Origin of the sequence: Halorientalis regularis, from assembly GCF_023698535.1 — an archaeon.
Taxonomy (GTDB): domain Archaea; phylum Halobacteriota; class Halobacteria; order Halobacteriales; family Haloarculaceae; genus Halorientalis; species Halorientalis regularis.
Map to the genome: position 1 here is coordinate 123658 of NZ_JALJCL010000010.1, position 12466 is coordinate 136123.

Annotated in this window: 14 protein-coding genes; 8 read left to right on the top strand and 6 right to left on the bottom strand. The window is 66.5% G+C overall.

Translation table 11 applies throughout. The features are described 5' to 3' along the window. The first annotated feature begins 41 nt into the window (after positions 1 to 41). The 3 genes from MU521_RS14085 to MU521_RS14095 are packed head-to-tail and all read left to right on the top strand — an operon-like array spanning position 42 to position 1118. A complete protein-coding gene (locus MU521_RS14085) occupies positions 42 to 224 on the top strand; it encodes a DUF7331 family protein (protein WP_077205259.1) in 183 nt (60 codons plus the stop codon). A gap of 47 nt (positions 225 to 271) precedes the next feature. After that, positions 272 to 625, top strand: coding sequence for a DUF7322 domain-containing protein (locus MU521_RS14090; RefSeq protein WP_092693282.1), 354 nt, complete (start codon positions 272 to 274; stop codon positions 623 to 625). A gap of 46 nt (positions 626 to 671) precedes the next feature. Continuing rightward, complete coding sequence (locus MU521_RS14095) at positions 672 to 1118, top strand: DUF7346 family protein (protein ID WP_092693281.1); 447 nt, start codon at positions 672 to 674, stop codon at positions 1116 to 1118. Here MU521_RS14095 and rad50 read toward each other — a convergent pair. From rad50 to MU521_RS14115, 4 genes are read right to left on the bottom strand one after another with little or no spacing between them, the layout of a single operon-like run. After that, entirely contained in the window at positions 1115 to 3805 is a 2691-nt protein-coding gene (gene rad50, locus MU521_RS14100; protein ID WP_092693280.1) for a DNA double-strand break repair ATPase Rad50, read from the bottom strand. The two genes, MU521_RS14095 and rad50, sit on opposite strands and share 4 nt — an antisense overlap. Beyond that, entirely contained in the window at positions 3802 to 5115 is a 1314-nt protein-coding gene (gene mre11 / locus MU521_RS14105) for a DNA double-strand break repair protein Mre11 (protein WP_092693278.1), read from the bottom strand. The genes rad50 and mre11 overlap by 4 nt, the downstream gene beginning before the upstream one ends. Beyond that, complete coding sequence (locus MU521_RS14110) at positions 5090 to 5467, bottom strand: DUF7966 family protein (protein WP_139171129.1); 378 nt, start codon at positions 5465 to 5467, stop codon at positions 5090 to 5092. The genes mre11 and MU521_RS14110 overlap by 26 nt, the downstream gene beginning before the upstream one ends. A gap of 57 nt (positions 5468 to 5524) precedes the next feature. Beyond that, positions 5525 to 5797, bottom strand: a complete 273-nt coding sequence (locus tag MU521_RS14115) for a winged helix-turn-helix domain-containing protein (protein ID WP_092693274.1) — start codon at positions 5795 to 5797, stop codon at positions 5525 to 5527. Positions 5798 to 5953: 156 nt separating this feature from the next. Here MU521_RS14115 and pan1 point away from each other — a divergent pair, with 156 nt between their 5' ends. From pan1 to MU521_RS14130, 3 genes are all read left to right on the top strand, one after another. Then, positions 5954 to 7168, top strand: coding sequence for a proteasome-activating nucleotidase Pan1 (pan1, locus tag MU521_RS14120; protein ID WP_092693272.1), 1215 nt, complete (start codon positions 5954 to 5956; stop codon positions 7166 to 7168). Positions 7169 to 7399: 231 nt separating this feature from the next. Further along, a complete protein-coding gene (locus tag MU521_RS14125; RefSeq protein ID WP_092693269.1) occupies positions 7400 to 8674 on the top strand; it encodes an Nramp family divalent metal transporter in 1275 nt (424 codons plus the stop codon). Positions 8675 to 8678: 4 nt separating this feature from the next. After that, positions 8679 to 9455, top strand: a complete 777-nt coding sequence (locus MU521_RS14130) for a sulfite exporter TauE/SafE family protein (RefSeq protein ID WP_092693268.1) — start codon at positions 8679 to 8681, stop codon at positions 9453 to 9455. A gap of 84 nt (positions 9456 to 9539) precedes the next feature. On the opposite strand, the gene MU521_RS14135 is transcribed toward MU521_RS14130, so the two are convergent. Both MU521_RS14135 and MU521_RS14140 read right to left on the bottom strand, forming a co-directional pair. Continuing rightward, entirely contained in the window at positions 9540 to 9677 is a 138-nt protein-coding gene (locus tag MU521_RS14135) for a hypothetical protein (RefSeq protein WP_175452885.1), read from the bottom strand. A gap of 44 nt (positions 9678 to 9721) precedes the next feature. Continuing rightward, positions 9722 to 9919 (bottom strand): DUF5800 family protein, encoded by a 198-nt coding sequence (locus MU521_RS14140; protein ID WP_092693266.1) that lies wholly within the window; start codon positions 9917 to 9919, stop codon positions 9722 to 9724. A gap of 135 nt (positions 9920 to 10054) precedes the next feature. Here MU521_RS14140 and MU521_RS14145 point away from each other — a divergent pair, with 135 nt between their 5' ends. Both MU521_RS14145 and MU521_RS14150 read left to right on the top strand, forming a co-directional pair. Next, on the top strand, positions 10055 to 11185 hold the full coding sequence (locus MU521_RS14145; protein ID WP_092693265.1) for a polymer-forming cytoskeletal protein: 1131 nt from the start codon (positions 10055 to 10057) through the stop codon (positions 11183 to 11185). Between the two features lie 98 nt (positions 11186 to 11283). Next, positions 11284 to 12465 (top strand): redox-regulated ATPase YchF, encoded by a 1182-nt coding sequence (locus MU521_RS14150; protein WP_092693263.1) that lies wholly within the window; start codon positions 11284 to 11286, stop codon positions 12463 to 12465. Position 12466 lies beyond the last annotated feature (1 nt).

Genomic DNA, 12466 nt, shown 5'->3' on the forward strand with positions numbered 1-12466 from the left:
AGGTATATGCCATGACACGTCATACCACAGTCTGAAGCGACATGACGGACCGCGCAAACGGAAGTCGGTCGGAGTTGGACAGTGCCGAAACGGGACCGGACGGCCCCGAAGTCGAGACAATCGAGGCCTACGAGACCGACGACGGAGTCGTCCTCTACGACGCCCAGAACCCGCTCGCGTGGGTCCAGTCCAGTGCGGCGACGACGCTGGAGGACGCGGTGTAAGCCAGTCACGGAACCCTTTTCTCGGCGGCTATCCGACGCATGGGGTAGTGAGCGAGGACGAGGAGCGCTGGCCCCACGAGCCCGACGACCCGGGGAGTCCCGAGAGCGTGGGCGAACCCGATCCGGAGTCGGATCTGGCTCCCGGGGCTCCGTCGGTCGACATCCCCGAGCCACCGGACCCATCCGAGAACGACGCGCCGGAGGGGCTGGTCCGGTCGTTCTGGAAGCTCGTCGCCATCTTCAACGTCGCCCTGTTCGCCATCGCGCTGGGCCCGATGCTCGTCGTCTTCCGCGGCCAGGTGGTCGACGGCGGGGCCGTGTTCTTCCTCGGCATCGCCTTCTTCTTCTACGGCTACGTCCGCTATCAGCGCGCAAGAGACAAGTTCGGCGACGACGGCTGAGCGCAGTCCAGAACGGTTACCAGTCACCGAGTACTACCCGCAGTCGATGCGTACCGTCCGCGACGAGTCCGGCAGGCGGCTGTTGCTGGTCAAACAGTCCGGCGATTCGAGTCGCGTCCGCGACCCCGAAACCGGCGAGGAGCGGTACCTCCCAAACGACCAGCTGGAGTTCGTCGACGCGTCACCCCTCGAAACCGCCGCGCGCTCCGTTCCAGCCCCGGCGCGGACGATCCTGACCGCCGTCCGCGACGACCGGGCACTCGGTCTGCTCTTCGAGCTCGACCGGCGCGGCGCGGTCGCCGTGCGCGACCTCATGGGTGGGTACGACCTCTGTGAGAGCGACCTCCACGGCCTGCTCGGGGAGTTCCGCGCCGCAGGCATAGTCGCCGACGCGACCGTCGCCGGTGAACGTGGCTACGAACTCACCGACGTGGGGCGCGAGGGGCTTTCTCACCTCCGTGACGGCACGACCGAGACCGCAGACAGCGATTAGTCCGTCGCGGCGTCGGCGACGGCCTCCCGCGTCGCCTCGTCGGGGTCTTTCCGCACCACCGTCGACCGGTTCGTCGTGGCGTCTTTCGAGACCATCACCAGATCGTCGGCCGCACCGAACAGTTCCTCGTCGTGGCTGACGACGAGAATCTGCTCGACACCGAGGTCGTGCATGTGTCTGATGAGGTCCACGAGCCGCGAGACGTGCCCCGAGTCGAGAAAGACGGTGGGTTCGTCCAGGATCAGCGGTGGCATCGGCGCGGCCCCCTCGATCCCCTCGGCCAGCAGCTGGTAGATCGCACAGCGCAGGCTGAGGTTGAACAGCGCCCGTTCCCCGCCGGAGAGCTGTTCGGGATCGAGTGGCTGGCCGTCTTTCTGGTAGACCGTGAGTTCGTACTCGCCGTCGAGTTCGATCCGGGAGTAGGAGTCGTTGCCGTAGATCAGGTCGAACGTCTCGTTGAGCATTCGTTCGAGGCTCTCGACGTTGCGCTGGCGCAACTCCGCGCGTAGCTGCCCGTACATCTCCTGCAGTCGCTCGGTTTCGCCGTACAGCGAGTCCAGGCGCTCGACCGTCGCTTCGAGGTCGTCGTACCGGTCCCGCAGCTCCTCCAGTTCCTCGATCTCCTGTTTGACGCCGCCGATCTCGTCGATCAGGTCGTCGCGCTCCGCGCGGAGTTCGTCGAGTTTCGGCTCGACTTTCTCGATGTACTCGACGGCGCGTTCTTTCTCCTCGCGAGCCTGCTCGACCGCCGACTCGTCGAATTCGGCGTCGAGCTCGTCGCGCTGGTCGCGTTTGTCCGCTAGCCGGTCGCGGCGCTCGTCGTTCAGCTCGGCCTTGTTGGTCCGTTGCTCGCGCAGGCGCCCGATCTCGTCCTCGCGGTCGGCGATGCGCTCGACGGTCTCCTCTATTGCTTCCAGCCGGTCGAGGCGGTCGCCGATCCGCTCGCGTTCTTCGTTGCACTCGGCGACGGCCTCGCGTTTCGCTTCGGCCGCCGACTCGGCCTCCTGGGCGGTCTCGCGCTTTTGTTCGGCCTCGGCGTCCAGTTCGTCGGCTTCCTCGCGGAGCCGTTCGATCTTCTCGACGGTGTCGTCGAGCCCGTCTTCCTGCTCTTCGACCAGCTGTTCGACGTTGTCCAGATCGTTCCGGAGCGTCTGGAGTTCGTTCTCGCGGTCGACCAGATCGCTGGCCTCGTCGACCTCCTCCTCCAGCCGTTCGCGGCGCTGGCGGACCGAGACGAGTTCGTCCTGCAGGTCGTCGATCCGTTCGCGGTGCTCGTCGATGGACTCGACGTGCGGGGAGTCCTCGACGGGCTGGCCACACTCTGGACACTTCCCGGCGTCGAGCAACTGTTCGGCCTCGTCGAGACTCCGCTGTTCGGCTTCGAGTTTGGTCTCCAGTTCCTTCTGTCGCTCGCGGGCCTCGTTCAACTCGTCGACGAGTTCGTCCCAGTGGTCGCTGGCCTCGCCGACCGCGGCCGGGGCGTCCTCGAAGGCCTCGCGTTTGGCCTCGATGTCGGCTTCGAGTTGCTCTATCTGTTCGCGCCGCTGGGCGAGTGTCTCTCGAGTCTCTGCGAGGTCGCTCGCCAGTTCCTCGGCTTCCTGGCGTTTCTCTTCCGCGCGGGTCGCCAGGTCCTCGGCGCTCTCCCGGAGCGATTCGGCCTCGCTCGTGTGTTCGCTGGCCGCGACGCGGTGGTCCTCGATGTCGTCGCGTAACTGCTCGTCCCGGGATTCGAGGTCCGCGATGGTCGCACTGACCGTCGCCTCGTCGGGGTCGTCGAGTTCCGACTCGGCGAGCAATCCGTCGCGTTCGGCCTCGATCTCATCGATCTCGGTTTTCAGCTCGCCGATCCGGTCGCCGAGTCGCTCGCGTTCACGTTCGGTCTCCTCGATGGTCTCGGTCAGCTCCTCGATCTCGGTTTCGAGCGTGCCGAGGCGCTCGCGTTTCTCCTCGTGTTCCTCGAGGATCGCCTCGGCCTCGTCGCGGGTCTTCACTGCCTCCTGTCGGTTCTCGTCGAACCGCTCGATCTCGGCTTCGAGGTCCTTGCGCTCGGTCTGGAGCGCGTTGAGCCGTCCGTGGAGGTCCTGGTCTTCCTTCCGATCGATCTGGTCGGCGAGGTCGTCGAGCAGCTCCCGCTTGCCGTCCCGGACGTGTTTGACGCCGAGTCGGGCCTTACTGGCCCGCTCGCGGTAGTCCTCCAGCTTGCCGAGCTGGAGCAGGTCGTCGATCATGTCCTGTCGGTCCGCGGGGGAGGCGTTGATGAGCTTGTTCACCTCGCCCTGGCGGACGTACGCACAGTTGACGAACGCCTCGTGGTCCATCCGGAGCAGTTCCGCGACGTGGCCGCGAACGTCGCGCGCGCCCTCGTAGGTCGCCTCGGGCGTCTCCAGCACGCACGTGGCCGTCGTCGCGCGGTCGTCGGTCACGCGCACCCGGCGTTCGACGTGGTAGGACCCGCCGCCGTGGGAGAACCACAGTTCGACCGTGGCGTCTTCGGCCCCGATGGTCACGACCTCGTCCAGCGTCTCGTCCAGGGCACGGGCCCCGTACAGCGCGAAGAAGCAGGCCTCCAGCAACGAGGACTTCCCGCTCCCGTTCAACCCGTGGATGACTGTCACCCCACTGTCGAGGGTCAGGTCCGCGTTCCCGTAGCATTTGAAGTTCTCCAGCCGGACACGCTCGAACCTCATTCGAAATCACCCAGCGAGGGCTGGCCGTTCCCTTCGGTGTCTGGATCCGAGTCGGGGCCGGCCTCGGCGTCTGCCGACTGTTCCTCGCCCGCGTCGCCGCCGTCGGTCTTCGTCGGTTCCTCGGTCGGCGTGGGTTCGGCGGCGTCGTCGGTCGTCGCCGACTCGCCGGTCGGGTCGGCATCGGCAGTCTCGGACTCGGCGGCCCGGAACGCGGCGTCGTCGCCCTCGTCGAGGATGTCCCGGACGCGCCGTTCGACCTCGTCGGTGACGTTCGAGTCGGCGGTCTTGCTCGCCCGGACGGTCTCGTCGATGTCGCGGGCCGCCTCGCTGAGCCCCATCTCGCGGATGCGCTCGGCGACGGCGTCGTCGGGGTCCGCGAAGTTCACGTCGATCTCGCCGCTGTCGGTGACCTCGCGGTGGTCGGTGACCCTGGCGACCAGCGCGCCCGCCTCGTCGGCGTACTCCTCGATACTGGCCGGCGCGACGGGATCGCCCTCGCCCTCGATGTGGACGACGACGACTGCGTCGTCGAGGTCGTACTGGCCGACGCGTTCCCGCACCCGCTCGACGCCCTCGCCCTCGTCGAGTTCGACCTCGACGAAGACGAACTCGCGGGTCGGGAGTCCGCGCCGCCTGATCGATACCTGCTCGTCGAACTCGACGATGTTGTACCCCCGGTCCTCGCGCTCGTCGGCACTCGCCCGTTCGGTCGACCCGCAGTAGGTGATCCAGGTGTCCTCGATCTCGGCTTTCTGCGGTTCGTGATTGTCCCCGAGCAGGACGGCGTCGAAGTCGACGGTCGACTCGGCGAGGAGGCGCTCGGTGTCCCAGTCGGCGTAGTCGAAAGGTTCGAAGAGTCCGTGGGCGACGAGGGCGGCGTTGGCCGCGTCGTGGGGCTCGAAGTCGTAGTCCAGGTCATCGCGCCGGGACCGGGGGACGAAGTCGAGCCCGTAGAACGCCGTGTCGCCGACGGTGACGGGGTCGTCGCTCAGTCGGGTCGCCAGGCCCATCGACTCGAACAGGTCGAGCCACTGGGCGTCGCGTTTGGTCTCGTGGTTGCCGACGATGGCGAGGAAGGGCACGTCGGCGTCGGCCAGGTCCCGCAGGATCGAGAGCGTTCCCAGGATATCGGGCAGGTCCGGCCGGCGGTCGTGAAAGAGATCGCCGGCGTGGACGAGGGCGTCCACGTCGTCCTCGACCGCGTCCTCTGCGACCCGTCGAAAGGCCGCGAGGAAGTCCTCACGGCGCTCGGGTCGGTGGTACTGCCGGTACCCGAGGTGGGTATCACCCGTATGTATCACCCGTGTCATTTTCATCCCCTTGGGCACCACCCCCTAAAGTGGTTCCGCGACCGTGGTGAAACTGGTCCGACCGGACCGCCCGCCGGAAGTCAGCCAGGGTTTCACGGGCGCGTCGGCCACGGCGGGCGGCCGCGTAGTCGCCCGCGTCATCGGCGGCTTCGATCGCCGCGTCGAGACGGTCGAGGCCGTCGTTGTCGAGGAAGTCGACGGCGGCCGCGAGGGATTCGACGGCGTCGTCCGCGGCCGTGACGACGGTCCGGTAGTCGTCGCCACCGAACCACCCGCCGTCGACGGCCGGCGCGTCCGCTGACTGCGCTGCGAGACGGGAGAGGGCGCGCTTGACGGTGGCTGTATCGGGCACGCGTCGGAATGGCCGCGTGACCGTACTTGAACGTTCGGACGTGACTGGAGGCGTCGCTCAGCGGGACTCGTCGATCGTCAGCGTGTATATCCGCTTGCGAGCGTCCGAGAAGGAGAACCGCGACTCGACGACGCCGACCTCCTCCAGCCTGTTCAACCCGTACCGAACGGTCCGGGGCGGCAACAGCGTCTCCTCTGCCAGCTGACTCTGTGTCAACGTGTCGTTGTACTCCAGGGTCTTCGCGACCAGCTTGGCACTGGGCGGGAGCTCCCGCACCGCGTCCCAGCCCGCGGCATCGGCGTCCGTTCCGGCGGACTCTGAGGCACTCATCTTACCCGTCAATTTCGCATACAGGCTAATAATATTTCCTGTTCAGGATTATGCCCAATAGTAATCGCCAAAATCCGGAATCGCGTGCCTTCGGGCTTGCTTCGGTGCTTGTGTCTACCCGAAGTCTCTTATTACTACATCCCTTATCCAGTGCCAATGACCGACACCGTGGACGACGTCGAGTTGCCGTACGACGAGGACGCTTCTCAGCAGGAGAAGATCAACGCCCTCCAGGAACGGCTCGAAGTCCTCGAGTCCCAGAACGAGGAGATGCGGGACAAGTTGCTGGACGCCAACGCCGAGAACAACAAGTACCAGCAGAAGCTCGAACGGCTCACCCACGAAAACAAGAAGCTCAAGCAGTCCCCGCTGTTCGTCGCAACGGTGCAGGAACTCACCGACGAGGGCGTCATCATCAAACAGCACGGCAACAACCAGGAGGCCCTGACGGAGGTCACCGACGAGATGCGCGAGGACCTCGAACCCGACAGTCGGGTCGCCGTCAACAACTCCCTCTCGATCGTGAAGTCCCTGGACGACGAGACGGACGTTCGGGCCCGTGTCATGCAGGTCGACAAGAGCCCCGACGTGACCTACCAAGACATCGGCGGCATCGAGGACCAGATGGAGGAAGTCCGCGAGACCGTCGAGATGCCGCTGAAAAACCCCGGGATGTTCGAGGAAGTCGGCATCGACCCGCCGAGCGGCGTGTTGCTCCACGGCCCGCCAGGCACGGGGAAGACGATGCTCGCCAAGGCCGTCGCCAACCAGACCGACGCCACCTTCATCAAGATGGCCGGCTCCGAACTGGTCCACAAGTTCATCGGTGAGGGGGCGAAACTCGTCCGGGACCTGTTCGAACTGGCCCGTCAGGAGGAGCCCGCCGTCGTCTTCATCGACGAAATCGACGCCATCGCGGCCAAGCGGACCGACTCCAAGACCTCCGGCGACGCCGAGGTCCAGCGGACGATGATGCAGTTGCTCTCGGAGATGGACGGCTTCGAGGATCGGGGCGAAATCCGGATCATCGCTGCCACCAACCGCTTCGATATGCTCGACCGTGCCATCCTCCGCCCCGGTCGTTTCGACCGGCTCATCGAAGTGCCCAAGCCCGACGCCGAGGGTCGCGAACAGATCTTCCAGATCCACACCCGTGACATGAACGTCTCCGACGACGTGGACTGGGCGGCACTCGCCGAGATGGCCGACGAGTCGTCCGGCGCTGACGTGAAGGCGATCTGTACCGAGGCCGGCATGTTCGCCATCCGCGACGACCGCACCGAGGTCCGCATGACGGACTTCGAGGAGGCCTGGGAGAAGATTCAGGAGGAGGCCGACGAGGACGAAGAAGTCTCGAAGACGTTCGCATAGGCCCCATTCTGAACGCTCCGGTGTAGCCCGCTGCCGGCCTCGCCGCCGTCGTATCGAGTCGCCGAGTTCCGACTCCGGAGAAGCCCTGTGGTACGCCCACACGGAGTCGGAACTCGGCCGTGACGATAGCACAACTTCCTTCCACCTGGCTCGTCTGGTATCCGAACGGATCGGTTCTGAGATCCGCTTTCGTCGGTCTCAGTAACAGGATACGGAGCTACTGGTGAGACAATGGAAACTGTAAACATAACGGACAGCGTATCGGTTCCCTCTCTCTCGGAGTTCTTCCGGAAGTACGGGCTCGCGCTCGTCATGGTCGCGAGCTACTTCGGATCGGGGTCAGTGTTCATCGCGAGTGCCGCGGGTGTCAGGTACGGCTACACGCTGCTGTGGGCCGTCGTCGGCGCGGTGTTGCTCGGGTTCGTGGCCCAGGACATGAGCGCTCGCCTCGGCATCCACGGGGACTCCCTGGCGGGGTTCGCCCGGACGAAACTCGGATCGAGGGCCGCGACCGCCCTGATGGTGTTGCTCTCGGTCGGCTGTGTCGCCTGGACGCTCGAACTCACGGCTGCGGTCGGGAAGGGTATCGTCGTCCTGTTGAATCTCCAGGGGATCGGCTGGGAACCCTTCGCGTATCTGACTGGACTCCTGGCCCTCGTCGTCGGGGTACTCGGGTACGACGCCGTCGAGAAGATCATGGTCGCGATGATGTTCGGCCTCCTGATAGCGTACATCGTCGTCGCGGGGGCGAGCGGCCCCGACCTCGTCGCCACGGCCACGGGGTTCGTCCCCTCGCTCGGCCCGACCGGCTCGATGGCGCTAGCCGTGAGTATCCTCGGAACCACGGCGCTGTGGCCGAACTTCTTCCTTGAATCACAGCTCGTCGACAAGAAGGGATGGACCGAGCGGGCCGACGTGCCGACGATGCGGCGCGATCTGTCCATCGGCTACGCGATCGGCGGCATCACGACCATCGCGATCGTCGTCGTCGCGGCCGCGGTCCTCAGACCAGCAGGGTACGAGCAACTGCGGTCGTTCCTCACGCCCGGCCGCGCGCTCGCGTCCGTCCTCGGCGAGTGGGCGATGGTCGTCTTCCTCGTCGGGACGCTCGCGGCCGCGTTCAACAGCATCGTCCCGATCATGTGGGCACCCGCGTACATGATCCCGGAAGCGATCGGCGGCGAAGTCGCCGACAGCAACCGTGTGTTCAAGCTCGTCTACGTGGGCGGTGTCGCCCTCGGGAGCCTCTCGCCGCTGGTCCACCAGTACTTCGGGTTGAGCGTCATCGACATGATAATTCTCTTCCCGGCGTACAACGGCGTCGTCGGGCTCCCCGTTACCGCCGTCCTGCTGTTCTGGGCGGTCAACGACACCGACGTCATGGGCGAGTACACGAACGGCTGGAAGCTCAACGCCGTCAACAGCGCGCTCATCCTCCTCGCCGTCTACTCGGCGTGGAGCGCCGGCCGGTTCGTCATCAACGCCATCCTCACCGGCGGATTCTGACGCGATGGTCGCCGGTCTCTCCACCGCGACGCTGGCGTTCGTCGTCGCCGTCTCGCTGCTGGCGGGTGTCGGGATCACCGCCGTCGGCCCGGGCGGCATCTTCGTCACGATCGCACTCGTCACGGTGACCGACCTCCCGCCGGCCGTCGTCGTCGGCACGGCGAGTGCGACCTTCGTCGCGACGGGGCTAATCGGTGCCGAGAGTTACCGACGCTCGGGCGAACTCGCCTCGCGGGCGGGGAGGCGGATGGCCGTCGTGTTGAGCCTCACCGGACTGGCCGGGGCGCTCGCGGGCGTCCGCCTGAACGCGCTCGTCGACGAGTCGGTGTTCGCCGTCCTGCTGGGCGTGTTCGTCTCGCTGACGGGCATCCTCGTCTTCTACCGCAATCGCTACGGTTCGACCGACGGGGAGTACGACGCGACGACGCGCCGCGGGACGCTTGGCATCGGAGCGATCGGCGCGTTCGTCGGCGTCTCCGGCGGGCTCCTCGGCGTCGGCGGACCGGTTCTGGCGGTGCCGCTACTGGTCGCCGTCGGCGTCCCGATGCTCCTGTCCGTCGGTATCGCGCAGGTCCAGTCGATCTTCGTCGCCGGGTTCGCGACCCTCGGTTACGTCGCCCGCGACGCCGTCTCGTGGCCGCTGGTCGTCGTCGTCGGCGTTCCGGAAGTCGCGGGCGTCGTCGCCGGCTGGAGAGTCGCCCAATCGGTCGACTCGGAGCGTCTCACCCGCGTCCTCGCGGCGCTGTTGTTGCTCCTTGGTCCGTACATCGCGCTCCGGTGAGTGCGTCGAATCGGACCCGAAACGACCGGACGCGAACGGAGACCCTGGTCGGAAAGGAGAAACGGAACGCGGGTCCTGGCGCAATCACAGCGCCGAGAAAATGAGGAACGGCACCACGAAGAGCAACACGAACATCGCCACGAGGATGAGCCCGTAGCCAGCAACTGTCCCACCGATAGTGAACCACGACGGATGATCGAACTTCTCGACGAGGTCGTTCATGGGGGAAATATTCGGGGCGCGGAATTTAGTTGTACCGACTCGATTCAGGCGAGGATCTCGGCGATGCGGCGTGGCTCGCCCGACAGCGCCGGGTCCTCGGCGACGATCTTCAGGACCTCGTGGTCGGTCACGTCGGGGTAGGACTTGCCGATCGCGTCCTCGATGAGAGATTTCTCCAGGCGGAATTCGGTGCCCTGGTACACCACGTCGACACCCTGTTCGTCGAAGGAAAGCGCCGTCATGCTGGGGCGCTACGCCATCGCCGGTAAAAAACTGCGCGGTGTCACAGTCACGGCGGGGCAGCGACGGCTGTCAGCGTCAGACGGGCGTCAGACGTTGCCCCCGAGTTTAATATCGACCCCGACAGTTGTGCGGGTGTGCCGTTGCGCTCGGATCTCCTGGACGAACTGCAGATCCCGGACGGGACTACCGTCGAGGAACACGACCTCGTCACCGACGGGGACGTGATCGTCGGCGGACAGAGTACCGTCGAGTTCGGCGTCCGCGGGCACAACGTCATCGCGGGCGAGCGCGTCCGCTTCGGCGGCGACATCGAGGCCGAGGGCGACTGTCGGCTCGACATGTGGAGCGACGTGGCCGGGAACGTCCTTGTCGGTGAGAACGCGTACATCGGCGAGCGCGTCCACATCGGCGGCCAGTTGATGGTCTCGGGCGACCTCGACATCGGCGACGACGTCGACATCGAGGACGGCTTCGAGGCCAACGGCTGGATCGTCATCCGCAATCCGATGCCGACCATCGTCTTCCTTTTCGTGTACCTCTCGCATCTCCTCCGGATCGGCGAGGAGGAGGCTGCAGACGAGGTCGTCTCCGAAGTGCTGAGCGACGACGGGGCCGAGGGCGACCCGGTCCTGATCCCCCGGAACGGGAGCGTCAGCGACGACGCCTGGCGCGTCTCGACGCCGGCCACCGTCGGCGACGACTGCCGACTGCACGGCAACGTCCGCGCCGAACGGCTGGCCGTCGGCGAGGACACCGTCGTCTTCGGGAGTCTCCGCGCCAAGTCCGACGTGCACGTCGGCGCAGGCACGGAGATCAAAGGCGACGTGACGACCCGGGACGGCACCGTCAGCGTCAGCCCGGGCGTCACCGTCTGGGGTGACATCTCCGCGACCGACGTGCAACTGCACGAGGACGCGACCGTCGAGGGATCCATCCGTGCGCGCGGTGAGATGACCATGTTGCAGTCGGACTCCGGAACTGGAGCGCCGGCGGCCGACGACTCGGCGACCGACGAGGCGGCCACCGAGGCCGACGACCCGGCCGCCGACGAAACGGGCGGCCCGGACGCGGAGCCGGCCGACGAGGCCGACGACTCGACCGACGACGAGCGTGTGACTGTGCCCGAGGAGGACGACGACACGGATGCAGAGCGTGTGACTGCGGAGGACTCGGAGGGCGAGCGTGTGACTGCGCCCGAAGACGAGTCCGCCGACACCGACGACGACTACCGCGAGAACGGCCACGAGGCCGGCCTCGCGGAGTAAATCGACTCTTTTGGCGGCGAGTCAGTGACAGCTACCGCGCGCCCACCACGACCCCCGGAACCGAAAGCCCCTTCCACGCATCCCGGGTATCTCGGGGCATGTTATCGGTCGCACTCGCCGGCAAGCCAAACGCCGGCAAGTCGACGTTCTACACGGCCGCAACCAGGGCCGACGTCGACGTGGGCAACTATCCCTTCACGACCATCGACGCCAACCGCGGCGTCAGCTACGTCCGGACGGAGTGCCCCTGCCTCGAACGCGACGAGCGCTGTGGCGACGAACACTGCCGCGCGGGCAAACGCTACGTCCCCGTCGAACTGCTCGACGTGGCCGGCCTCGTCCCCGGTGCCCACGAGGGCAGAGGGCTCGGCAACCAGTTCCTGGACGAACTCTCGAACGCCGACGCCATCCTGAACGTCGTGGACGCCTCCGGTGGCACCAACGAAGAGGGCGAGCCAGTCGAGGTGGGCGAGCACGACCCCGTGGAGGACGTGGACTTCGTCGAGGAGGAGATGGACCTCTGGCTGGCGAGCATCGTCTCGCGCAACTGGGAGTCGGTCGAACGCCAGTCGCGCTCGCCCGATTTCGACATCGACGAGGCGCTGGCGGAGATGCTCACCGGCGTCGGCGCGACGGAACTCGACGTGGCTCGCACCCTCCGGGAACTCGACTATCCCGACGACCCGATCCAGTGGACCGACGAACATCGCGAGGCGCTGGCCGAGAAGATCCGTCAGCGCACCAAACCCATCGTGGTCGTCGCGAACAAGGCCGACGTCGCGCCCGAGGGCAACGTCGAACGCCTCCGCGAGGCCGCCGAGTACGTCGTCCCCGCGACCGCCGACGGGGAGCTGGCCCTGCGCAACGGGGCCGAGGCGGGCATCGTCGACTACGACCCCGGGGACCCGGACTTCGACATCGTCGGGGACGTGAGCGACCAGCAGGCCGAGGGGTTAGAGCGGATCCGCGAGGTCATGCAGGAGTGGGGCGGCACCGGCGTCCAGAGATCGCTGAACACGGCCGTCTACGACCTGCTCGATCACTTCACGGCCTACCCCGTCCAGAACGAGAGCAAGTGGACCGACGCGAAAGGGAACGTTCTGCCGGACGCACACCTGCTCCCCGATGGTTCGACGCCAGTCGATCTGGCTTACGCCGTCCACTCCGACATCGGCGACGGGTACCTCCACGCCGTCGACGCGAAGGACGGGCGGAAGATCAGTGACGACCACGAGCTCGAAGAGGCCGACGTGGTGAAGATCGTGAGCACGGCGACGTGAC

Coding starts and splice junctions, on each gene's coding strand:
- MU521_RS14085 (WP_077205259.1), top strand. CDS start 42: ATGACGGACCGCGCAAACGGAAGTCGGTCGGAGTTGGACAGTGCCGAA.
- MU521_RS14095 (WP_092693281.1), top strand. CDS start 672: ATGCGTACCGTCCGCGACGAGTCCGGCAGGCGGCTGTTGCTGGTCAAA.
- rad50 (WP_092693280.1), bottom strand. CDS start 3,805: ATGAGGTTCGAGCGTGTCCGGCTGGAGAACTTCAAATGCTACGGGAAC.
- mre11 (WP_092693278.1), bottom strand. CDS start 5,115: ATGACACGGGTGATACATACGGGTGATACCCACCTCGGGTACCGGCAG.
- MU521_RS14115 (WP_092693274.1), bottom strand. CDS start 5,797: ATGAGTGCCTCAGAGTCCGCCGGAACGGACGCCGATGCCGCGGGCTGG.
- pan1 (WP_092693272.1), top strand. CDS start 5,954: ATGACCGACACCGTGGACGACGTCGAGTTGCCGTACGACGAGGACGCT.
- MU521_RS14125 (WP_092693269.1), top strand. CDS start 7,400: ATGGAAACTGTAAACATAACGGACAGCGTATCGGTTCCCTCTCTCTCG.
- MU521_RS14130 (WP_092693268.1), top strand. CDS start 8,679: ATGGTCGCCGGTCTCTCCACCGCGACGCTGGCGTTCGTCGTCGCCGTC.
- MU521_RS14135 (WP_175452885.1), bottom strand. CDS start 9,677: ATGAACGACCTCGTCGAGAAGTTCGATCATCCGTCGTGGTTCACTATC.
- MU521_RS14140 (WP_092693266.1), bottom strand. CDS start 9,919: ATGACGGCGCTTTCCTTCGACGAACAGGGTGTCGACGTGGTGTACCAG.
- MU521_RS14150 (WP_092693263.1), top strand. CDS start 11,284: ATGTTATCGGTCGCACTCGCCGGCAAGCCAAACGCCGGCAAGTCGACG.